The following is a 19,218-nucleotide window of genomic DNA, read 5'->3' as shown; positions in this document are numbered from 1 at the left end:
CTCTCCCGGGACTATGAGCGGTTGCCGGAAGTGCTCGGCGGGCTACATTTTCTGGTGTTTGCAGTGCTCATGTTGCCCGCCGCTGCACGGGTGCTAGCTGCGGCGGGAAGTTCATAACACGCTCTAGTTTTTATTGTGCTGGAGGCCGTTTTGTCCTCAGGCCTCTCCAGGGCGATTGCCGGTGCGGACCGCCCGCCCGCTCAACGCGTGGCCGCGGGCTCCATGCCCGTGCTGCGCACGATCGGGGCGGCGGCCGGCGACGCCAGGAAGCGGATCAGATGGCGGGCGGCATCCGCGTTCTGCGCGCCCTCGGCCACGCCGGCCGAGAAGAACACGCGCTGCTGCACGGCGTCCGGCAAGGGCCCGACGAATTCCAGCTCCTTGAACGGCAGCAATTCACTCACCTGCTGAAAGCCCAGCTCCGCATCGCCCCGCAGCACCACCGCGCCGACGCGTTCGCTGTAGATCCTGGTGGCTTTGGTCTTCATCGCCTCGGCCACGCCCAGGCGCGGGAACAGTTCGTTGACCAGGTAGGTGCCGCTGGCGCTGGCGGAATAGGCGACCGATTGGGCCTGGAGCAGCGTCTGCTTGAGGGCTTCGGGGCTGCTGATGTCCGGCTTGGGCGTGCCTTTGCGCACGCTCATGCCGATCATGGAACGGGCCAGGTCGACGCGGCTGCCCGCTTGCACCTTGCCCTGCGCCGTCAATTCGTCCAGCCCCGAATCGGCCAGGATCACGATGTCGAACTGCTCGCCCCGCGCCATGCGGCTGGGGATGGAGTCGGGCGCGTTGCCGAGCGATGCGCCACGCGCCGTGACGACCGTGTGGCCGGTGGCCTGTTCGTACAGCGGCACCAGCTGGTCGTAGGCGGCCGAAAAGCCGCCGGAGGTGACCACGCGGATCTCCGCGGCCTGGGCGGCTGGCGGCGCGGCACCGCCCAGTGCCAGCCCCAGGCCCAGGGCGGTGCCCAGCAGGGTGCGCAGCACCCGGCGCCGGGCGTTGCTGGGCATGGCCGTGGTGGGGGACGGTGTGAGCGGAAGGTTGAGCGGCATGTCCTTTGTCTCCTGATTTTTTTGGGGGGAATGCGTCCGGCCTGCCGTCTCAGTCGGCGGTGATCTTGCGTTCGCGGATGATGCGGCCCCACTTGGCGTGCTCCGCCGCGATGAATTGGCCGAGTTCTTCGCGGCCCGTGGGGCTGGCGGTCTGTCCGTGCTTGAGCAGGTTGTCGCGCACCTCCGGCGTGTTGAGCACCTTGACGATCTCGGTGTTCCAGCGGTCCAGCAGGGGCTTGGGCGTCTTGGCCGAGGCCACGAAGGCGTACCAGTTGGTGGCGTTGAAGCCCGGGTAGGTCTCCGCCACGGTGGGCACGTTGGGCAGGTAGGCCGGGCGGGTCAGGCCGGTGGTCGCCAGGGGAATGAGCTTGCCCGATTCGATGTGGGGCAGGGCCGAGGGCGGTGCCGCGTAGAACGCGGTGACCCGCCCGCCCAGCACGTCCTGCAGCGCCGGGGCGCCCCCTTTGTAGGGAACGTGCAGCGTGTCGATCTTCGCCACGTCGTTGAGCAGTTCTCCCGCCAGGTGCGCGGCCGAGCCCGGGCCGGTGGAGGCGTAGTCCAGCTTGCCGGGCTCGCGCTTGGCTTTGGCCACGAAATCGCCGAGCGATTTGATGCCGGTGCTGGCGGGCACCACCAGCACGTTCGGGAAGGCCACGCCCATCGAGATGGGCGCCAGGTCCTTGAGCGGGTCGTACGCCACCTTCATGAAATGGGGCGCGATGCTCAGCGGCCCGATGGAGCCGAACAGCAGCATGGACCCGTCCGACGGGCCGTTGGCCACCTGGGCATGGGCCAGGTTGCCCCCGGCCCCCGGCTTGTTGTCCACCACCACGCTCTGGCCGATGTTCTCGCCCAGCTTCTTGGCGATGATGCGGGCGGCGATGTCGGCCGAGCCGCCCGCGGCGAAGCCGACCACGAGGGTCACCGGCTTCTTGGGGGGAAAGTCCTGCGCCTGGGCGGTGCTGGCGAGGGGGAAGCTGGCGGCCAGGAAGGCTGCCGCGATGAGGGGGCGTCGTTGCATGGGATATGTCTCCGGGAAAGCGCCGCCGGGTCGTTGGCCCGGCGATCAAGGGCGCATCGTAGGACGGGCACAATGATCCGTAAATTGCAATTTACGAAACGACTGTTGCATGCGAAGCATCAAATTCGACCTCAAGGAACTGCAGGCCTTCGTGGTCACCGCGGACCAGTCCAGCTTCCGCGTGGCGGCCGAGATCCTGTGCCTGTCCGCCCCGGCCTTGAGCCGGCGGGTGGAGCGTCTGGAATCCGCGCTCGGTGCCCGGCTGCTGGAGCGGACCACCCGCACGGTGGAGCTGACCGCCATGGGCCAGGAGTTCCTGCACGAGGCGCGCATGGCATTGACCGGGCTGGACGAGGCGGTCCAGCGCTTCGGCGACCAGGTGCAGTTGCGCCGGGGCCGCGTGACCATCGCCTGCGTGCCGTCCGTGGCCAACCACCTGCTTCCGCGGGCGCTGCAGGCCTTCGCGCAGGCGCTGCCCGATGTGCAGGTGCACGTGATCGACGAGAACGCCCAGCAGGTGCTGGAAGCCGTGGCCCGCGGCGAGGCGGACTTCGGCCTGAGCTTCACCGGCACCCAGGAGTCGGCGCTGCTGTTCCAGCCGCTGCTGCGCGAACGCTACGTGCTGGCCATGCCGCGCAGCCACGCCTGGGCGCAGCGCACCGAGGTGCGTTGGGAGGAACTGGCTGGACAGCGGCTGGTGTCGGTCTCCAGCCGCAGCAGCAACCGCCTGCTGCTGGACCAGGCCATGGCGGAACTGCCGAATCCTCCCGTCGCCTGGTACGAATGCAACCACGTGACCGGCGCGCTGGCCCTGGTCGAGGCCGGGTTGGGGCTGGCAGCCTTGCCGCAGTTGGCGCTGTCGCCCGCGCATTCCCAGGTGTGCGGCGTGCCGCTGACCGGGCCCGACCTGTGGCGCACCCTGGGGCTGCTGCAGCGGCGCTCGCGCGAACTCAGCCCGGTGGCCGAGGCCCTGCGGCAGCGCCTGCTGCAGATGCATGCCGCGGTCTGACGCGGCCGATTGCACTCGAAGGGCAGGGGATCTGGCGGCCGGCATGCATCCGCTGCCCCGATGGCCCGACGCCGCCGCATTCGGCGCCAGGCTTGCTCAAGCCCGCGCCGAACCCGGCGCCAGCCGCGCGGCCAGCAGGTTGGCCGTGTAACGCAGCCGGTCGATGTCCGCATCGGCACGAACGCCGCGGCTGAAGCAGCACAACGTGCCGTACACCGCCCCGCCGGACAGGCGCACCGGCGTGCTCAGATGGGTGCCGATGGGGAACCCCGGGTCCGGCGCCTTGCCGGACGCGATGTAGGGCGCGGCATCTTCCATCCGCTCCGGCAACCGGCCTTCGACCACCCGTTGGCACCAGCTTTCTTCGACCGGGTCGGACCGGCCCACTTCCACCGGCGAGAAATCCGGCGCGCTGTCCACGGCCATGATGGTGCGGTGGTCGGCCGTGAGCTGGGACACGAAGGCGACGTCCATGCCCAGCCGCGTGCGCAGCAGTTTCAGCACCTCCGGAACGGCGGCGGGAAGCTCAGGGTCGGCGGAATCGCTGGTCGCGACCAGCAGCTCCGAAATCTTGACGTCGAGGTCGTCGGGGTCGTAATCCAAAAGCATGCCGCCAGTCTAAGCCAGAGCTGGCGTTCGGCTGAGCAACGGGCCGAATGACCATCATCGGCTTGAGAATTATTCTCATATACTGTGCTGCAGCCAGCCAGGCGCCACCCGAGGGGTGCAGCGCTCCGAGCCAGCGCCTTTTGTTCCCTGAATGATCCAGGTCTGCGCCCGTTCGCGTGGCGCACCCGCTGTCCGGCCCGTCGGCCGTGGACTCCGCGGGCGGCGCCGTCGGACCGTCCGGTCCGCAAGCTGCCCTGTCGTGGGATGCGGCGCGGCCGATGGCTGGCCTGGTCTGTTGCAATCCCGAAGGAGGCTTGACGATGGCTGCCGATGCACCGCGCCCGGACACTGAAAATCCCACCGACGAGGAATACCGCCTGCCCTGCACCGAGGCGTTGCTGGCCAGCACGATGGCGCTCATGACGGGCCACGCGCACACCGCCGAAGCCCCGTATCGCGATGCCATGGCCCGCAAGATCATCGTGAACCTGCAGGCCCTGTCGCAGATGCCGGGGCTGACCTCGCACTTTCGCACCATGCTGCGCAGTCTGCAGACCCACTGGACCCCGGGTCCGGAGCGCCGCGCGGCAGCGCAAGAAAACCGCGACCCCGAGCCCCGACCCCAGGCACTGTGGCACGCGGCGCCGGAGGCGGTGCAGTAGGCCGGCGGTGCTATCGCGCCTTTGGTAGAACTGGTCCTGACCCCGGGCCTCTTCGACTCAGCCGGCCACCTTGATCGCCAGGATCGCCAGGCCAAGCAGAACGAGCACCGCGGGCAGAACGCGGGCCCGTGGCCGCGAGGCCTTCGCCGCGATGGCGATCTGGACCACTGCGACAAGGGCAAAGATCGCACCCGCTGCCACGATGGCATTGCCCGACCCGTTTTCGATGGCGTTGGCGGGAATGGACGGGTCCATCCCGTGCATGAAGTCGTATTGATTTTGTGGCAGAAGCGCCATGATCAGCAGGCCCAGGATGGACGCTGCATGCAGGGTGATCCGCAATAACTTATTCATGGTGCAGGTTAATCATTCAATGAGGCTGCTGAATCGTGGCCAGAAATTGACGATGAAGTTTCCATAGCTCGTGTTCTGTTTGATCTGTTCCAGAGACAGTCCCATGCCTCTGTTGTAGCGCGCGCCGATGATGCGGACTTGCTCCATGCTTAGTGGGAATGTGTATTTGTCATGATCTGCCAGTTGCCTCAGATGCTGCGCCACGACGTCGATATTGAAAACATCCCTTTGCAGGCAGTTGGCGAGTCCCCTGGATTGGGTGACTGACATGTCGGAAGCGGGAATGCCCATTGTCTCGCCCGCCGTGCGGATTTGAATGCTGACGGAGCCGAACGATGTTTTATTCGGATGCCGGGTGATCGCCATTTTGTCGATGGCAGGAGGGCCGCTCCAATCAAATGAACGAACTTCGAATGCGACGCGATCAATGAAATTGGGGTCGCCCCCCACCTCGATCCAGCAAACACCAGCCAGCAATGGTGGTGGAAGTCGATATTTGGTGGCGGCTTCAAGGATGTACTGCTTGTTATGACGAACCCACGCGTCCTTGAAGTTCTGGATGTATTGCCGGCCGCCGCCCATACGGTCCGGAATCAGCTTCCACGCAAATAGATCGATCAAACCCCATGTAGGTGAATCGTTCGATGTACGGCACTCAATCTCAGCCATCGTTTCTCCCTTTTTTAAATCAATAGACCGATGGCCATGCTGTGCACAGCCATCTTGATCCATCTGCAAATAATAAGGGAGCGCGGTCTGCCCAGGCTCTGACTATTCGTTTGGCTGAGTCATTGCATATCAATACACCAGCCGCTCGGGACGCACTTCCTGCAGGATGGTCGTGGCGATTTCCTCGATGCTTTTGGTGGTCGTGGACAGCCAGCGGATGCCCGCGCGCCGCATCATCGCCTCGGCCTCGGACACCTCGTTGCGGCAGTTGTCCAGTGCCGCGTACCGGGAGTTGGGGCGCCGTTCGTTGCGGATCTGCGAAAGCCGCTCGGGCTGGATCGTCAGCCCGAAGATCTTCTTGCGGTGCGGCTCCAGCGCCGGGGGCAGCTGGCGCCGCTCGAAGTCCTCGGGAATCAGCGGGTAGTTGGCCACCTTCAGGCCGCACTGCATGGCCAGGTACAGGCTGGTGGGGGTCTTGCCGCTGCGCGACACGCCCACCAGGATCACGTCGGCGCCGGCCAGGTCGCGGTGGCTCTGGCCGTCGTCGTGGTCCAGGCTGAAGTTGATCGCCTCGATGCGGTCGGTGTATTCCTTGCTTAGGCTCACGTCCGAAAATCGGCCCACGCGGTGGTGCGACTTGGTGCCCAGCTCGGTCTCCAGCGGCCGGATGAAGGTGCCGAACATGTCCAGCAGCATGCCCTTGCACCCTTCCTGGATGACGCGCAGCACGCCCATGTTGACCAAGGTGGTGAAGACGATGGGCTTCTTGCCTTCCACATCCGCCGTGTGGTTGATCTGCCGCACGGCCTGGTGGGCCTTGTCCTCGGTGTCGATGAAGGGCAGGCGCACGTGGCGCGGCTTCATGTCGAACTGGGCCAGGATGGCGTTGCCGAAGGTTTCGGCCGTGATGCCGGTGCCGTCGGAGATGAAGAAAACGGTGCGCGTGTGCATGGGCAGGGGTTCCGAAGAAGGGGGACGATCCGTCAGCCCGCCGCCAGCGCGGCCGCGCAGGGCAAGCCTACAATGGCGCCCATTATCCAAATTCTCACCATGCACCCCGGCGGCCCACAACCACAACACCAAAGCCGAACGCCGTGCATGGGCGCTCGCCCGCGATTGCTCCCCCGGAGCGCAGGCGCAGACCCAGTTTCAACTTCTGGAGCTATCCCATGTCTGCACTCTTCAACGCGACCGCCCTGGTCGTTCCGTTTGAAAACCTGAGAATGACCGACGTCGAGTCGGTGGGCGGCAAAAACGCCTCCCTCGGCGAGATGATCTCCCAGCTGCCCCAGGGCGTTCGCGTTCCCACGGGCTTTGCCACCACCGCCCACGCGTTCCGCCAGTTCCTCGCCCACGACGGCCTGGCCGACAAGATCAGCAAGCGCCTCGCCGCGCTGGACACCGAAGACGTGCGCGCCCTGGCCGCTGCCGGCGCGGAGATCCGCGCCATGGTCGAGGCCCAGCCCTTCCCGGCCGACCTGCAGCAGGCGATCGCCGAGGCCTTCGCAAAACTGTCCGACGGCAACCCCCAGGCGAGCTTCGCCGTGCGTTCGTCCGCCACGGCGGAAGACCTGCCCGACGCCTCGTTCGCGGGCCAGCAGGAAACCTTCCTGAATGTGGTCGGCATCGACGACGTGCTGCACAAGATGAAGGAGGTGTTCGCCTCCCTGTACAACGACCGCGCCATCAGCTACCGCGTGCACAAGGGCTTCGCGCACGACGTGGTCGCCCTGTCGGCCGGCGTGCAGCGCATGGTGCGCTCCGACCTGGGCGCGGCCGGTGTGATGTTCACCATCGACACCGAGTCCGGCTTCGAAGAGGTGGTCTTCATCACCAGCAGCTACGGCCTGGGCGAGACGGTGGTGCAGGGCGCCGTGAACCCCGACGAGTTCTATGTGCACAAGCCCATGCTCCAGGCGGGCAACAAGGCCGTGATCCGCCGCAACCTGGGCTCCAAGCTGGTGCAGATGGTCTTCGCCTCGGCCGAGGAAAAGGCCGCCACCGGCAAGCTGGTCAAGACGGTGGACGTGGCGACCGAGCAGCGCAACCGCTTCTCGCTGTCCGATGCCGACGTCGAGCAACTGGCGCACTACGCCCTGGTGATCGAGCAGCACTACGGCCGCCCGATGGACATCGAATGGGGCAAGGACGGCACCGACGGCCTGCTCTACATCCTGCAGGCCCGTCCCGAGACGGTGAAGAGCCAGTCCAAGGGCCAGGCCGAGCAGCGCTTCAAGCTGAAAGGCACCGGCACCGTGCTGGCCGAAGGCCGTGCCATCGGCCAGAAGATCGGCACCGGCCCCGTGCGCCTGGTGAGCGACATCGCCGAAATGGACAAGGTGCAGCCTGGCGACGTGCTGGTCACCGACATGACCGATCCCAACTGGGAGCCCGTGATGAAGCGCGCCAGCGCCATCGTCACCAACCGCGGCGGCCGCACCTGTCACGCGGCCATCATCGCGCGTGAACTGGGCATCCCCGCCGTGGTGGGCTGCGGCGACGCCACCAGCCTGCTCAAGGACGGCACGCTGGTGACGGTGAGCTGCGCCGAGGGCGACACCGGCAAGATCTACGACGGCCTGCTCGAAACCGAGGTGACCGAAGTGCAGCGCGGTGAAATGCCCAAGATCGGCACCAAGATCATGATGAACGTGGGCAACCCGCAACTGGCCTTCGACTTCTGCCAGTTGCCCAACGACGGCGTGGGCCTGGCCCGGCTGGAGTTCATCATCAACAACAACATCGGCGTGCACCCCAAGGCCATCCTGGACTACCCCGCCGTCGATGCCGACCTGAAGAAGGCCGTGGAATCGGTGGCGCGCGGCCATGCCTCGCCCCGTGCGTTCTACGTGGACAAGGTGGCCGAGGGCGTGGCCACCATCGCCGCCGCCTTCTGGCCCAAGCCGGTGATCGTGCGCCTGTCGGACTTCAAGTCCAACGAGTACCGCAAGCTCATCGGCGGCAGCCGCTACGAGCCCGAGGAAGAGAACCCGATGCTGGGCTTCCGTGGCGCGGCGCGCTACATCAGCGCCGATTTCGGCGAGGCGTTCGCGATGGAGTGCGACGCCATCAAGCGCGTGCGCGGCGAGATGGGCCTGACCAACGTGCAGGTGATGGTGCCCTTCGTGCGTACGCTGGGCCAGGCCGACAAGGTCACCCAACTGCTGGCCAAGCATGGCCTGAAGCGCGGCGAGGCCGATCTGAAGGTCATCATGATGTGCGAGGTGCCCAGCAACGCCGTGCTGGCGGACGAGTTCCTGCAGTACTTCGACGGGTTCTCGATCGGCTCCAACGATCTGACCCAGCTCACGCTGGGCCTGGACCGCGACTCGGGGCTCGAACTGCTCGCGCAGGACTTCGACGAGCGCGACCCCGCCGTGCTGTCCCTGCTGTCGCGCGCCATCGCCGCCTGCAAGGCCCAGGGCAAGTACGTGGGCATCTGCGGACAGGGCCCCAGCGACCACCCGGACTTCGCCGAGTGGCTGGCCAAGGAAGGCATCTCGTCGATCTCGCTCAACCCCGACAGCGTGATCGCCACCTGGCAGCAACTGGCCCGCTGACGGGCCCGGTCCGGCGACCATGCCCACGCGCCCATCGGCGATCGAGGAGCCCGGGGCCGGACATCCCTTTCCGCCCGACCTGCACGATGCCCGCCACCTCTGGCTGAAGGCGGGCCTGCTGCTGGCCTGGGCCGCGGTGTCCTTCGGGGCCTGCTACTTCGCCCGCGACCTGCAGTTCATGGTGGTGGGCGGCTGGCCGCTGGGGTACTGGATCGCGTCGCAGGGCGCGGTGCTGGTGTTCATCGGCATCGTGGCGATCTACTGTGCGGCGATGAACCATTTCGAGCGGCAGGACGCGAACGCGGTGGCCTGTGGTGCGGACACGCCGCCGTCCACCCCCGACGCGCCGGGCCCGGGCGCCCCCGGCAAGCCGCATGGCTGACGCGCCGCCGCAAGCCGCCTACGGCCGGCGGCTGCGCCGCATCCTCGCGCTCTACGTGGCCGGGGTGATCGCCTTCCTGGCCGTCATGGCCTGGGCGGAGCAGCGCGGCCTGTCGCGCCACTGGATCGGCCCCATCTTCCTGTTCCTGTCCGTCATGGTTTATGCGGCCATCGGCGTGTATGGGCGCACGACCGATGCCGACGAGTACTACGTCGCCGGGCGGCGCATTCCGCCCGTGTACAACGGCATGGCGGCGGCGGCCGACTGGATGAGCGCGGCCTCGTTCATCAGCCTGTCGGGCGCGCTGTACCTGCAGGGCTTCTCGGGCGTGCCGGGGCAGGCCGGCGGCCTGGCCTATCTGCTGGGCTGGACGGGCGGGTTTTGCCTGGTGGCGCTGCTGATCGCGCCGCACCTGCGGGCCATGAACCTCTACACCATCCCGGAATTCTTTCAGGTGCGTTTCGGCGGGCGCTGGCCGCGCGTGATCGCAGCGCTCGCGGCCGTGCTGTGCTCGTTCACCTACGTGGTGGCGCAAATCTACGGTGTCGGCTTGATCGCCTCGCGGCTCACGGGCGTGCAGTTCGAGATCGGCATCATGCTGGGCCTGGGCGGGGTGCTGCTGTGCTCCTTCCTGGGCGGCATGCGCGCCATCACCTGGACGCAGGTGGCGCAGTACGTGATGCTGCTGCTCGCGTTCCTCATTCCCGTCTCCTGGCTGGCCTACAAGCAACTGGGCAATCCCCTGGCGCCGCTGGTGTACGGCACCCAGATCGGCAAGATCGCCGACATGGAGGCCCGGTTGCTCGCCGACCCCGCGGAGCGGCAGGTGGTGGCGGCCTACCAGGCGCGGGCGCAGGAGCTGCAGGCCCGTCTGCAGGACGTGGGCGCGGCGCTGGAGCGCGAGCGCGAAGCGGCCCGCCAGCGCATCCGCCAGCTGCGCGACCAGAACGCGGACGTCGGCCTCATCGTGGCGGCCAGCCGGGAGCTGGCCACGATGCCGCGCGATGAAGACACGGCCCGCGAGCGCTGGAGCCGCGAAATGCGCGAGAGCGAAGAGCGCGCCCGCCCGCTGGGCGGCCTGCCCGCGCACAGCCAGCCCTACGTGGGCGACCCGGACGGATCGCCCGAAGCGCAGCGCGCGTACGAGGACACCCGGCGCAATTTCCTCGCGCTGATGTTCTGCCTCATGGTGGGCACGGCCGGGCTGCCGCACCTGCTCACGCGCTACTACACCGTGCCCTCGGTGGCGGCCGCGCGCTCTTCGGTGGCCTGGTCGCTGTTCTTCATCGCGCTGCTGTACCTCAGCGCGCCGGCGCTGGCGGTGCTGGTGAAGTTCGAGGTCATGAGCAACCTGGTCGGCAGCCCGTTCGATGCGCTGCCCAACTGGATCGGGCAGTGGGCGCGGGTGGATGCGGCGCTGCTGTCGGTGGAGGACGTGAACGGCGACGGCATCGTGCAGTTCGGCGAGATCCGATTCGGCGCCGACCTGATCATGCTGGCCACGCCCGAACTGGGCGGTTTGCCCTATGTGATCTCGGGGCTGGTCGCCGCGGGCGGGCTGGCGGCAGCGCTCTCCACGGCCGATGGCCTGCTGCTCACCATCAGCAATGCGCTGGTGCGCGATCTGTATTTTCACGAAACGGGCCGCAGGGCTTCGCCCGAGCAGCGCGTGATTCTGACCAAGTTCACCCTGCTGGCAGTGGCGCTGTCCGCCGCGTTCGTGGCGGCGCTCAAGCGCTCGGAGATCCTGCCCATGGTGTCGGCCTCGTTCTCGCTCGCCGCCTCGGCCTTCGTGCCGGCGATGGTGCTGGGCATCTTCTGGCGCGGCGCCACGCGGCAGGGCGCGGTGGCGGGCATGTTGTGCGGGCTGGGCGTGACCGTGTACTACCTGCTGTCGCATGTGGAGGCCGTGCGCGCCGTGGTGCCTGCCGTGCTGCTGGCGGACGGCCTGTGGTTCGGCATCCAGCCGATCTCGGCCGGCGTGTTCGGCGTGCCCATGGGCCTTGCGACCGCGTGGCTGGTGAGCCTGCTCACGCGGGCGCCGGGGGCCGGGCCGTCGGTCCATTCGCGCCTGCCGGGGATGTGAACGGCGGGTGCGCGCGCCACGGCGCACGCTGGGGCTCGCGGCGATGCGGCGGGGATGGTGGTTATGGATAAACCCGGATTCACAAAGCCCCGACCGCGTGCGACGCTGCGCCCAACCATCGGACGGGCGCGTGCCCCCGACGCCGCCGAAAACGATCAGGGGGAACCGTGCTACTCGTCAAGACATCTGCAGGCCATCTGGCCCTCAAGGACCGCCACGGCGCGCTGACCTCGCGGCAGCGTTCGGCCTTCATCCTGTTCGATGGCAAGCGCACGCTGGCGCAGGTGTTGGCGGCCACCGCGACCATGGGCATCGGCATGGACGACGTGCTGGCGATGGTCGGGCAGGGCCTGCTGTCGTTGCCGGACGGCAGTGCGCCGGACCTGCAGAACGCGTCGCCCGAGGGCACGCCGGCCCCGGCAACGGGCGAGGCATCCTCGTCGCCCATGGAGCGCTACCAGGCGGCCTATCCGATCGCCACGGAAATCACGTCCAGCCTGGGGCTGCGCGGCTTTCGGCTGAACCTGGCGGTCGAGGGCGCGCGCAGTTTCGACGACCTCGCCGCACTGGCGCCGAAGATCCGCGAACTGGTGGGCGATGAAAAATACCGGCGCCTGGAGCGGGCGCTCTTCGGCTGACCGGCCTCGCGCAGCGGGCCGGTCCTGCCGCAGCGCCGTGGCGATGCGGCAGGAAGGCGCGGATCAGGGCTGCACGTCCACGCGGCCGTAGGCGCCATTCACGCCCTTGTTCGGCCCCGCCACATAGAACAGCGTGTTCAGCGGCTGCTGGTTCAGGCCGTTGCCGAACGCGATGCCGCGCACGCCGTCCAGTTGCAGGGTCGTTCCGTCCTTTTGCGCCAGGGCGCCGTTCCATTCGCCCGTTGCGGGGTCGAACGCCTGCAGCGTGCCGTCGCCTTCATTGGCGACGATCAGGCGGCTGCTGGCCCCGGCGAAGTTGCCAGGCGCCTGGGCGATGCCCCAGGGCGCGTTGAGCGTGGCGCCGGGCGTGACGATGCGCTGCGCCAGCGTGCCGTCGGTGTTGAAAGCGTTCAGCGCGCCCAGGCCGGCGCCGGCCACGGCGTTGCGCCGGTTGGCTTCCTGCTGCGCATAGGTCACGTAGATGCGCGTGCCGATGGTCTGGATGCCGTAGGGCGCGTAGTTGGCCGGCAGCTGCGGATCGGCGAAGCTGCCCGCCAGCTGCACCTTCTGGAAGCTGGTGTCGAACACGTCGACCTTGTTGTTGCGGAAGTCGGTGGCATACAGGAAGTCCGCGCCGCTGCGGGTGGCCACGGCCAGGCCCTTGTAGACCGCGCCGCCGCCGTCCCGGTAGGTCACGATCGCATTGGCCAGATCGGCGGCGGGGCTCCAGCCGGAGAGGCTGCCGTCCTCGCTCGAAAACACGAAGCGGCTGGGGCCGGTCACGCCGTTCTTGGTGACGGGGAAGCTGCTGGTGCCGCTGAAGATGATGCCGGTGGGGTTGGCCGGGGCGCTGCCGGCGGGGGGCACGGTCACCACCAGGGTCTGCGGTACGCCGTTGCCGTCATAGAGCGTGGACTTTTGTGTGGCCGTGGCGGTCACCCAGACGAAGCCGTTCGGGTTGAAGGCGATGCCCCAGCCGTTCTTCAGGTTGGCATCGGTCTGCGTGCCTGCAATGCTGCCGTCGGACACCACGGCCTTGGCCGTGAAGGAGGTGACCGTCGGCGGGGCGTCGCTCCCGCCGCAGCCGGCCAGCACCAACGCCGTCGCCGGCACCGCACCCCACAAGATTCTGGATATTTTCAAGATTGCTCCGTTGGAAGATCGCAGTCATTTTTCTGCCGTCGTGAGTGCGGGCTGCGGTGCCAAAGGTTGTGGGGGGCGGTGAAAAGAAATGCGAGCGCTGGCGGGCAGGCAAGGGCGACCCAGATGGAAAAAGGGCTGTGCCTTCTTGCGAAGGCACAGCCCTTGGGGGAGGCGGCGCCCACCGGGCGCCGGTCTCGGTGCGGACCGCGCCGCGCTGATCAGCTGCCAACGCCGAGCAGCTCGACGTCGAACTTCAGCGTGGCGTTCGGCGGGATCACGCCACCGGCGCCGCGGGCACCGTAGCCCAGGGCGGCGGGAATGATCAGCGTGCGCTGGCCGCCCACCTTCATGCCCTGCACGCCTTCGTCCCAGCCCTTGATCACCATGCCGGCGCCCAGGCCGAACTCGAACGGATCGTTGCGGTCGCGGCTGGAGTCGAACTTGGCGCCTTGCTCGCCGTTGTTGTAGAGCCAGCCGGTGTAGTGCACGCTGACGTGGTTGCCGCGCGTGGCCTCGGCGCCTTCGCCCACGACGGTGTCTTCGTATTGCAGGCCGGAGGGGGTGGTGGTGAATGCCATGGGTGTTCCTTTCGAAGTGCTACTGAAATGATAGCGATATGCCCTAGTGCTTATTGCGCTGGAGCCCTAAAAGACCAAACCCGCGCAGCGCGCGGGTCGGGCAGGGTGGCGGACGCTGGAGAGGCCTCGCGCCGGCTTGGTCGACTTACTTCTTGACCCGCGCTGCGACCCAGCGGGTGGCGAAGGCCTGCACGTCGGACAGCCGTTTGAGCAGGTCCACGCCCGAGGGGGTGACCGTGTAGCCGTCGTTGCCGTGGTCCAGCAGACCGGCTTCGCGCAGTTCCTTGATGCGCGTGTTCAGCGTGTTGGGCGTGATGCCGCCCACGCTGTCCTGCAGCAGCCGGAAGGTTTGGGGGTGGCCGTCGCGCAGGGCCCAGAGCACGCGCAACGCATAGCGGCATTCGAGCTTTTCGAACAGCTGGTTGATGGCGGCGTTTTCCTTGGAGCTCATGAAAGCTTCTCCTTGCGCGATAGAGAGATAGAAATCCGGCAGCGGGCAAAACCCGGGCGGCCGGAACGCTGTGAATATAGCGTGGAAACCATTTTGCTACAAGTTTAATAGCTCCAGAGCAGCACCCCACTTGCGCTGCGGGGTAAAAATACTCAGGTGTTACAGGATTGTTGCACTCCTGCCACGGCCCCGGTGGACGTGCCCTCAGCGCGCCGCGGCACCCGCCGACACCAGGTGCTCGACCAGCAATTGGGCGGCGGGCGCCAGGCCCGGCGCCGGCCGGAAACACAGCGCGAACCGCCGCCGGGCCCACGGGTCGGCCAGCGGCACGATGCGCACCCCCGTGGCCGCGGCGAACGGCACCGCCACCTCGGCGGGCACCACGCTGATGGCGAGGTTGGCGCGCACCACGCGCAGGGCCGCGTCGAAGTTGGACACCAGCACGCGGTGCACCAGGGTCTTGCCCTCCACCGCCGCGGCGCGCGCCAGCAGCACGTGCACGGCGCTCAGGGCCGGCATGCTCACGAACTCGTAGCCCAGCACGTCGGCGAACCGCACGCTGTCCTGGCGCGCCACCGGGTGCGAGGGGTGGGCGACGATGGCCAGGTGGTCGTGACGGTAGCTGCGCGTTTCCAGGCCCTGCAGATCGGCCGCGTCCCAGCAGATGCCGATGGAGGCGCTGCCTTCGCGGATGCCGCGGACCACCTCGGGGCTCACCCGTTCCTCCATGCTCACCTGGATGTCGCGGTGCGCGGGGTTCTGCAGGAAGGCCGCCACGTCGTCCGCCAGCGATTCGGCCATGACCGAGGCTGTGACCAGCATGCGCACGTGGCCGCGGATGCCGGTGGCGAAGGCCGCCATGTCGCGCTCGATGCGGTCCACGCTGGCCAGCATGGTGCGGGCGTGTTCCAGCAGGGTTTCGCCGGCGGCGGTGGGCACCACGCCGTGGCGCTTGCGCACCAGGAGCGGCGTGCCCAGCGTGTCCTCCAGTTGCGCCAGCCGCTTGCTCACCGCCGAGCCGACGATGGATTCCTGCTCCGCCGCGCGGGCGATGTTGCGGTGCTCGCACACCGCCACGAAGAGCTTGAGGGTCTGGAGGTCGGGCAGGCGCATGGAAGGAATGTGGAAGAAGGGAAGGGATTCAAGATTTTCCTTCCTGGAATCTTAGGCCTTCCAAAATTGGCATGAATTGATGGAAGGGAATTTCTAGAATGCCTGCACAAGACCCCAGACAGGAGACTCCGTGACCCCCCGCACGCCCGCAGGCCCGCCCGCCCATCCGCTCCCCCCTTCGTCCGCCCAGGCCATCGTGAGAGAGGTGGGCCTGCGCGATGGCCTGCAAAGCATCGCCACCGTGGTGCCCACCGCCCGCAAGATCGAATGGGTCGATGCCGCCTATGCGGCCGGCCAGCGGGAGATCGAGGTCGGCTCGTTCGTGCCGGCGCGCCTGCTGCCGCAACTGGCCGACACTGCCGAGGTGCTCGCGCACGCCAAATCCCTGCCGGGCCTGGTCGCCTCGGTGCTGGTGCCCAACCTGCGCGGGGCGGAGCGGGCCATCGAATGCCAGGCCGATCTGATGGTCGTGCCGCTGTCCGCCAGCCACGCGCACAGCCTGGCCAACCTGCGCAAGACGCCGGACGAGGTGGTGGCCGAGGTGGCGCGCATCCGCGCGGCGCGCGATGCGGCGGGCAGCCGCACCCTGATCGAAGGCGGGGTGGGCACGGCCTTCGGCTGCACGCTCCAGGGCGAGGTGGCCGAAAGCGAAGTGCTGCGCCTCATGCAAGCCCTGCTCGACGCCGGGGCCGACCGCGTGAGCCTGGCCGACACCGTGGGCCATGCCGATCCGGCGGGCGTGCAGCGCCTGTTCGAGAAAGCCCGCGGACTCGTCGGCGAGCGGCTGGCCTGCGCGCATTTCCACGACACGCGCGGCATGGGGCTGGCCAACGCCTACGCCGCCTGGCAGACCGGCATCACCCGATTCGACGCCTGCCTGGCCGGCATCGGCGGCTGCCCCCATGCCCCCGGCGCGAGCGGCAACGTCACCACCGAAGACCTCGCCTTTATGCTGGAGCGCATGGGCGTTTCCACCGGCCTGGACGTGGCCGCGCTGCTGGCGCTGCGCGAGCGCGTGGCCGGCTGGCTGGAGGGGGAGACCCTGCACGGCGCGCTCTGGCAGGCCGGACTGCCCCGCACGGCCGCGTCCTTCCCCGCAGCGGTTGCGTCCGCTGCCTGACCGAACCCTTATCGTTGCGCCCATGAACGCTCCCTTGAATCCTTCTTCCGCCCCCACTGCCGAACGCCCGCGCCTGCCCCTGGAGGGCCTGCGCGTGGTGGAGTTCACCCACATGGTCATGGGCCCCACGTGCGGCATGGTGCTGGCCGACCTCGGCGCCGAGGTCATCAAGGTCGAGCCGGTGGACGGCGACCGCACGCGGCATCTGCTGGGCGCGGGCGCCGGGTTCTTTCCCATGTTCAACCGCAACAAGAAGAGCATCGCCCTGGACCTGCGCAAGCCCGAGGGGCTGGAGGTGGCGATCCGCCTGGCCTCGTCGGCCGACGTGGTGGCGCAGAACTTCAAGCCGGGGGTGATGGCCAAGTACGGCCTCGACTACGCCGCGCTGTCCCGCCTGAACGAGCGGCTGGTCTACGTGAACCACACGGGCTTCCTGCCCGGCCCCTACGAGCACCGCACCGCGCTCGACGAGGTCGTTCAGATGATGGGCGGGCTGGCCTACATGACCGGCCGCCCGGGCGATCCGCTGCGCGCGGGCACCAGCGTGAACGACATCATGGGCGGCATGTTCGGCGCCATCGGTGCCATGGCGGCGCTGATGCAGCGCGCCCAGACGGGCCGGGGGCAGGAGGTGGATTCCGCCCTGTTCGAGAACAACGTGTTCCTCGTCGGCCAGCACATGATGCAGTACGCCGTGACGGGCCAGCCCGCCGCGCCCATGCCCGACCGCATCTCGTCGTGGGCGGTGTACGACGTATTCAGCGTGAAGGACGGCGGGCAGATCTTTCTGGCCGCCGTGAGCGACGCGCAGTGGGCCACCTTCTGCGATGCCATGGGCTATGCCGACCTGAAGGCCGACCCGGGCCTGGCCTTGAACAACGACCGCGTGCGCGCCCGCGCCACGCTGCTGCCCGAACTGCGCCGCCGCCTGGCCGAGCACACGGCCGAGGCGCTGTCGGCCATCTTCGAGCAGCACGGCCTGCCGTTCGCGCCCATCCTGCGCCCCGAGCAGCTGTTCGACGATCCGCACCTGAACGCCACGGGCGGCTTGGCCGATGTCACCTTGCCCGACGGCGAGCGCGCCGGCAGCACCGCGCGGGTCACCCTGCTGCCGCTGCGGCTGGACGGCCAGCGCATGGGCGTGCGGCTGGACCCGCCGCAACTGGGCCAGCACACGCGCGAACTGCTCGCCGGCCTGGGCTACGCGCCCGAGGCGATCGCCGCGCTGCACGCGGCCGCAGCCGTGGCCTGACGAGAGCGGGCTCGGCCCCAACACCGGCATGCGAGCGCGGCAAAGACCGCGCCGCCGCTTCATCCCCCAACGATCACGGAGACAAACCATGACATCGCTGCCCACCCCCTGCGCACTGGCGTTGCGCCCCGCCGTTCTCACCCGCCGCCGCGCACTGGCCTGGGGCGCCGCTGCGCTCGCGGTGCCGGGCCTGGCCAACGCGCAGCCGGGCGACAAGCCGCTGCGCGTGATCCTGCCGCTGTCGGCCGGCTCGGGCGCGGACGGCGCCATCCGCGCCATCAGCAACAGCCTGGCCAAGGCCCTGGGCCATCCGGTCGTGATCGAGAACCTGCCCGGCGCGGGCGGCATCACCGGCACGGCGCAGATCGTGCGGGCGCCGCGGGACGGGTCGGTGATCGGTGTCGTCTCGAACAACCATGTGGTGAACCCGGCCGTTTACAAGAACATTCCGTTCGATTCGCTGGCCGACATCACGCCCATCACCGTGCTGGGTGCCACGCCCTTCGTGCTGGTCGCGCATCCGTCGGTGCCGGCCAAGACGGTGCAGGAGCTGATCGCGTATGCCAGGGCCAAACCCGGCGTGCTGAACTACGGCTCGTCCGGCAACGGCACCATCCTGCACCTGGGTGCGGCGATGTTCGTGGACCAGGCGCAGGTGGACATCAAGCACATCCCGTACAGGGGCATGGGGCCGCTGATGAACGACATCCTGGGTGGACAGGTGCAGCTGGGCGTCGTGGCCGTGGCGCCGGCCGCGGCGCACATCAAGGCGGGCGCGCTGCGCGCTCTGGGCGTCACCACCGCCGTGCGCGTGCCCACGCTGCCCAGCGTGCCCACCATCGCCGAGCAGGGCCTGTCGGGCTTCGAGCTGGAAGGGTGGATCGCCCCCATCGGCCCCGCGGGCCTGCCCAAGGCCGAGGTGGCGCGGCTCTACAACGGCTTCAAGGCCGCCATGGAGATGCCCGAGGCGCGCGAGGCCCTGCAGGCCCAGGGCTACGACATCAAGCTCACGCCGCCCGAGCAGGCGGCGGTGTTCTTTCGCAGCGAGGCCGCACGCATGGCGCAGGTGGTGAAAAGCGCGAACGTGAAGATGGACTGAAACGCAGCCGCCACGCACCGGCCTTCGCGCGGGCCGGCATGGCGCTCAGAAGCGGCCGCGCAGGCCCCGGTTCACGCGGGTGCGGCGCGCTCCAGGCGCTGGAGCACCCTCGCGATGCGAAACGGGCCGTGCCGCCAGATCCATGCCGGTCGGATGCCTTCGGCGTTCGAGCCCGCGCTCGGCGGGCGGCCGAGCCGGTCAACCGCTATCGCGTCATCGCGACATTGCGACATCGCCGCCGTGTGAGGGCAAACCTGGCGGAGGGGCCGCGCCCCGTGTGTGACGGGCGTTTCATGTCGATGCCGAAGCGGGCATCCATCGGTGCCAAGCGCGCGGCACGCGACCCCTGGCCTGCGGATCGCTGCGCCGGCGACCTTCGGGTAAAGATTTTGCAAATGCGATTCATTTTCAATTGGACGC

The 19,218-nt window shown here is 68.3% G+C and carries 19 protein-coding genes and 1 pseudogene; 10 read left to right on the top strand and 10 right to left on the bottom strand.

All coding sequences use genetic code 11. The features are described from left to right. A pseudogene (locus tag AVAK2825_RS21820) lies at positions 1-117 on the top strand (IS5/IS1182 family transposase); the annotation flags it as partial. Between the two features lie 83 nt (positions 118-200). On the opposite strand, the gene AVAK2825_RS21815 reads toward AVAK2825_RS21820, so the two are convergent. Both AVAK2825_RS21815 and AVAK2825_RS21810 read right to left on the bottom strand, forming a co-directional pair. Continuing rightward, the gene (locus AVAK2825_RS21815; protein WP_284402545.1) at positions 201-1,052 is read right to left on the bottom strand and encodes a substrate-binding domain-containing protein; all 852 of its coding nucleotides are present in this window, start codon (positions 1,050-1,052) and stop codon (positions 201-203) included. A 49-nt stretch (positions 1,053-1,101) separates the two neighbouring features. Next, a complete protein-coding gene (locus AVAK2825_RS21810) occupies positions 1,102-2,073 on the bottom strand; it encodes a Bug family tripartite tricarboxylate transporter substrate binding protein (protein WP_272568140.1) in 972 nt (323 codons plus the stop codon). 109 nt (positions 2,074-2,182) lie between these two features. On the opposite strand from AVAK2825_RS21810, the gene AVAK2825_RS21805 reads away from it, so the two are divergent. After that, complete coding sequence (locus AVAK2825_RS21805; RefSeq protein ID WP_284402544.1) at positions 2,183-3,082, top strand: LysR family transcriptional regulator; 900 nt, start codon at positions 2,183-2,185, stop codon at positions 3,080-3,082. A 96-nt stretch (positions 3,083-3,178) separates the two neighbouring features. On the opposite strand, the gene AVAK2825_RS21800 is transcribed toward AVAK2825_RS21805, so the two are convergent. After that, on the bottom strand, positions 3,179-3,691 hold the full coding sequence (locus AVAK2825_RS21800) for a GAF domain-containing protein (RefSeq protein ID WP_272568146.1): 513 nt from the start codon (positions 3,689-3,691) through the stop codon (positions 3,179-3,181). Positions 3,692-4,011: 320 nt separating this feature from the next. Here AVAK2825_RS21800 and AVAK2825_RS21795 point away from each other — a divergent pair, with 320 nt between their 5' ends. Beyond that, a complete protein-coding gene (locus AVAK2825_RS21795) occupies positions 4,012-4,353 on the top strand; it encodes a hypothetical protein (RefSeq protein WP_272568148.1) in 342 nt (113 codons plus the stop codon). A gap of 57 nt (positions 4,354-4,410) precedes the next feature. Here the strand turns inward: AVAK2825_RS21795 and AVAK2825_RS21790 are convergent, their stop codons facing one another. The 3 genes from AVAK2825_RS21790 to ppsR all read right to left on the bottom strand — a co-directional run bounded on the left by AVAK2825_RS21790 (position 4,411) and on the right by ppsR (position 6,327). Beyond that, positions 4,411-4,695: a hypothetical protein gene (locus tag AVAK2825_RS21790; RefSeq protein WP_284402543.1), complete on the bottom strand. Its 285-nt coding sequence runs from the start codon at positions 4,693-4,695 to the stop codon at positions 4,411-4,413. 24 nt (positions 4,696-4,719) lie between these two features. Then, positions 4,720-5,376: a hypothetical protein gene (locus AVAK2825_RS21785; protein ID WP_284402542.1), complete on the bottom strand. Its 657-nt coding sequence runs from the start codon at positions 5,374-5,376 to the stop codon at positions 4,720-4,722. A 129-nt stretch (positions 5,377-5,505) separates the two neighbouring features. Continuing rightward, complete coding sequence (gene ppsR / locus AVAK2825_RS21780) at positions 5,506-6,327, bottom strand: posphoenolpyruvate synthetase regulatory kinase/phosphorylase PpsR (RefSeq protein ID WP_272568151.1); 822 nt, start codon at positions 6,325-6,327, stop codon at positions 5,506-5,508. 218 nt (positions 6,328-6,545) lie between these two features. Here ppsR and ppsA point away from each other — a divergent pair, with 218 nt between their 5' ends. From ppsA to AVAK2825_RS21760, 4 genes are all read left to right on the top strand, one after another. Then, entirely contained in the window at positions 6,546-8,936 is a 2,391-nt protein-coding gene (ppsA, locus tag AVAK2825_RS21775; protein WP_284402541.1) for a phosphoenolpyruvate synthase, read from the top strand. Between the two features lie 19 nt (positions 8,937-8,955). Further along, positions 8,956-9,318: a DUF4212 domain-containing protein gene (locus AVAK2825_RS21770; RefSeq protein WP_284402539.1), complete on the top strand. Its 363-nt coding sequence runs from the start codon at positions 8,956-8,958 to the stop codon at positions 9,316-9,318. Continuing rightward, complete coding sequence (locus tag AVAK2825_RS21765; RefSeq protein ID WP_284402538.1) at positions 9,311-11,404, top strand: VC_2705 family sodium/solute symporter; 2,094 nt, start codon at positions 9,311-9,313, stop codon at positions 11,402-11,404. Before AVAK2825_RS21770 ends, AVAK2825_RS21765 begins: the two co-directional genes overlap by 8 nt. Before the next feature lie 167 nt (positions 11,405-11,571). Next, the gene (locus AVAK2825_RS21760) at positions 11,572-12,042 is read left to right on the top strand and encodes a hypothetical protein (protein ID WP_284402537.1); all 471 of its coding nucleotides are present in this window, start codon (positions 11,572-11,574) and stop codon (positions 12,040-12,042) included. Positions 12,043-12,105: 63 nt separating this feature from the next. Here AVAK2825_RS21760 and AVAK2825_RS21755 read toward each other — a convergent pair whose 3' ends face one another. From AVAK2825_RS21755 to AVAK2825_RS21740, 4 genes are all read right to left on the bottom strand, one after another. Then, positions 12,106-13,185: a TIGR03118 family protein gene (locus AVAK2825_RS21755; protein ID WP_284402535.1), complete on the bottom strand. Its 1,080-nt coding sequence runs from the start codon at positions 13,183-13,185 to the stop codon at positions 12,106-12,108. A gap of 218 nt (positions 13,186-13,403) precedes the next feature. Next, complete coding sequence (locus tag AVAK2825_RS21750) at positions 13,404-13,763, bottom strand: FKBP-type peptidyl-prolyl cis-trans isomerase (protein WP_284402534.1); 360 nt, start codon at positions 13,761-13,763, stop codon at positions 13,404-13,406. A 145-nt stretch (positions 13,764-13,908) separates the two neighbouring features. Next, entirely contained in the window at positions 13,909-14,214 is a 306-nt protein-coding gene (locus AVAK2825_RS21745; protein ID WP_092744314.1) for a winged helix-turn-helix transcriptional regulator, read from the bottom strand. A gap of 204 nt (positions 14,215-14,418) precedes the next feature. Beyond that, a complete protein-coding gene (locus AVAK2825_RS21740; RefSeq protein ID WP_284402533.1) occupies positions 14,419-15,327 on the bottom strand; it encodes a LysR family transcriptional regulator in 909 nt (302 codons plus the stop codon). Positions 15,328-15,457: 130 nt separating this feature from the next. Between AVAK2825_RS21740 and AVAK2825_RS21735 the strand changes: the two genes are divergently transcribed. The 3 genes from AVAK2825_RS21735 to AVAK2825_RS21725 all read left to right on the top strand — a co-directional run bounded on the left by AVAK2825_RS21735 (position 15,458) and on the right by AVAK2825_RS21725 (position 18,798). Beyond that, a complete protein-coding gene (locus AVAK2825_RS21735) occupies positions 15,458-16,447 on the top strand; it encodes a hydroxymethylglutaryl-CoA lyase (RefSeq protein ID WP_502870584.1) in 990 nt (329 codons plus the stop codon). Positions 16,448-16,469: 22 nt separating this feature from the next. Beyond that, positions 16,470-17,699 carry a CaiB/BaiF CoA transferase family protein gene (locus AVAK2825_RS21730; RefSeq protein ID WP_284402532.1) on the top strand — a complete coding sequence of 410 codons (1,230 nt, stop codon included), beginning with the start codon at positions 16,470-16,472 and terminating at the stop codon, positions 17,697-17,699. 88 nt (positions 17,700-17,787) lie between these two features. Beyond that, on the top strand, positions 17,788-18,798 hold the full coding sequence (locus tag AVAK2825_RS21725) for a tripartite tricarboxylate transporter substrate binding protein (protein ID WP_284402531.1): 1,011 nt from the start codon (positions 17,788-17,790) through the stop codon (positions 18,796-18,798). The last annotated feature ends 420 nt before the right edge of the window (positions 18,799-19,218 follow it).

The organism is Acidovorax sp. SUPP2825 (assembly GCF_030158995.1).
Lineage (GTDB): Bacteria > Pseudomonadota > Gammaproteobacteria > Burkholderiales > Burkholderiaceae_C > Paracidovorax.
The sequence above is the reverse complement of the archived record's forward strand: the minus strand, read 5'-3'. Positions and strand labels throughout refer to the sequence as shown.

Coding starts and splice junctions, on each gene's coding strand:
- AVAK2825_RS21815 (WP_284402545.1), bottom strand. CDS start 1,052: ATGCCGCTCAACCTTCCGCTCACACCGTCCCCCACCACGGCCATGCCC.
- AVAK2825_RS21810 (WP_272568140.1), bottom strand. CDS start 2,073: ATGCAACGACGCCCCCTCATCGCGGCAGCCTTCCTGGCCGCCAGCTTC.
- AVAK2825_RS21805 (WP_284402544.1), top strand. CDS start 2,183: ATGCGAAGCATCAAATTCGACCTCAAGGAACTGCAGGCCTTCGTGGTC.
- AVAK2825_RS21800 (WP_272568146.1), bottom strand. CDS start 3,691: ATGCTTTTGGATTACGACCCCGACGACCTCGACGTCAAGATTTCGGAG.
- AVAK2825_RS21795 (WP_272568148.1), top strand. CDS start 4,012: ATGGCTGCCGATGCACCGCGCCCGGACACTGAAAATCCCACCGACGAG.
- AVAK2825_RS21785 (WP_284402542.1), bottom strand. CDS start 5,376: ATGGCTGAGATTGAGTGCCGTACATCGAACGATTCACCTACATGGGGT.
- ppsR (WP_272568151.1), bottom strand. CDS start 6,327: ATGCACACGCGCACCGTTTTCTTCATCTCCGACGGCACCGGCATCACG.
- ppsA (WP_284402541.1), top strand. CDS start 6,546: ATGTCTGCACTCTTCAACGCGACCGCCCTGGTCGTTCCGTTTGAAAAC.
- AVAK2825_RS21770 (WP_284402539.1), top strand. CDS start 8,956: ATGCCCACGCGCCCATCGGCGATCGAGGAGCCCGGGGCCGGACATCCC.
- AVAK2825_RS21765 (WP_284402538.1), top strand. CDS start 9,311: ATGGCTGACGCGCCGCCGCAAGCCGCCTACGGCCGGCGGCTGCGCCGC.
- AVAK2825_RS21750 (WP_284402534.1), bottom strand. CDS start 13,763: ATGGCATTCACCACCACCCCCTCCGGCCTGCAATACGAAGACACCGTC.
- AVAK2825_RS21745 (WP_092744314.1), bottom strand. CDS start 14,214: ATGAGCTCCAAGGAAAACGCCGCCATCAACCAGCTGTTCGAAAAGCTC.
- AVAK2825_RS21740 (WP_284402533.1), bottom strand. CDS start 15,327: ATGCGCCTGCCCGACCTCCAGACCCTCAAGCTCTTCGTGGCGGTGTGC.
- AVAK2825_RS21730 (WP_284402532.1), top strand. CDS start 16,470: ATGAACGCTCCCTTGAATCCTTCTTCCGCCCCCACTGCCGAACGCCCG.
- AVAK2825_RS21725 (WP_284402531.1), top strand. CDS start 17,788: ATGACATCGCTGCCCACCCCCTGCGCACTGGCGTTGCGCCCCGCCGTT.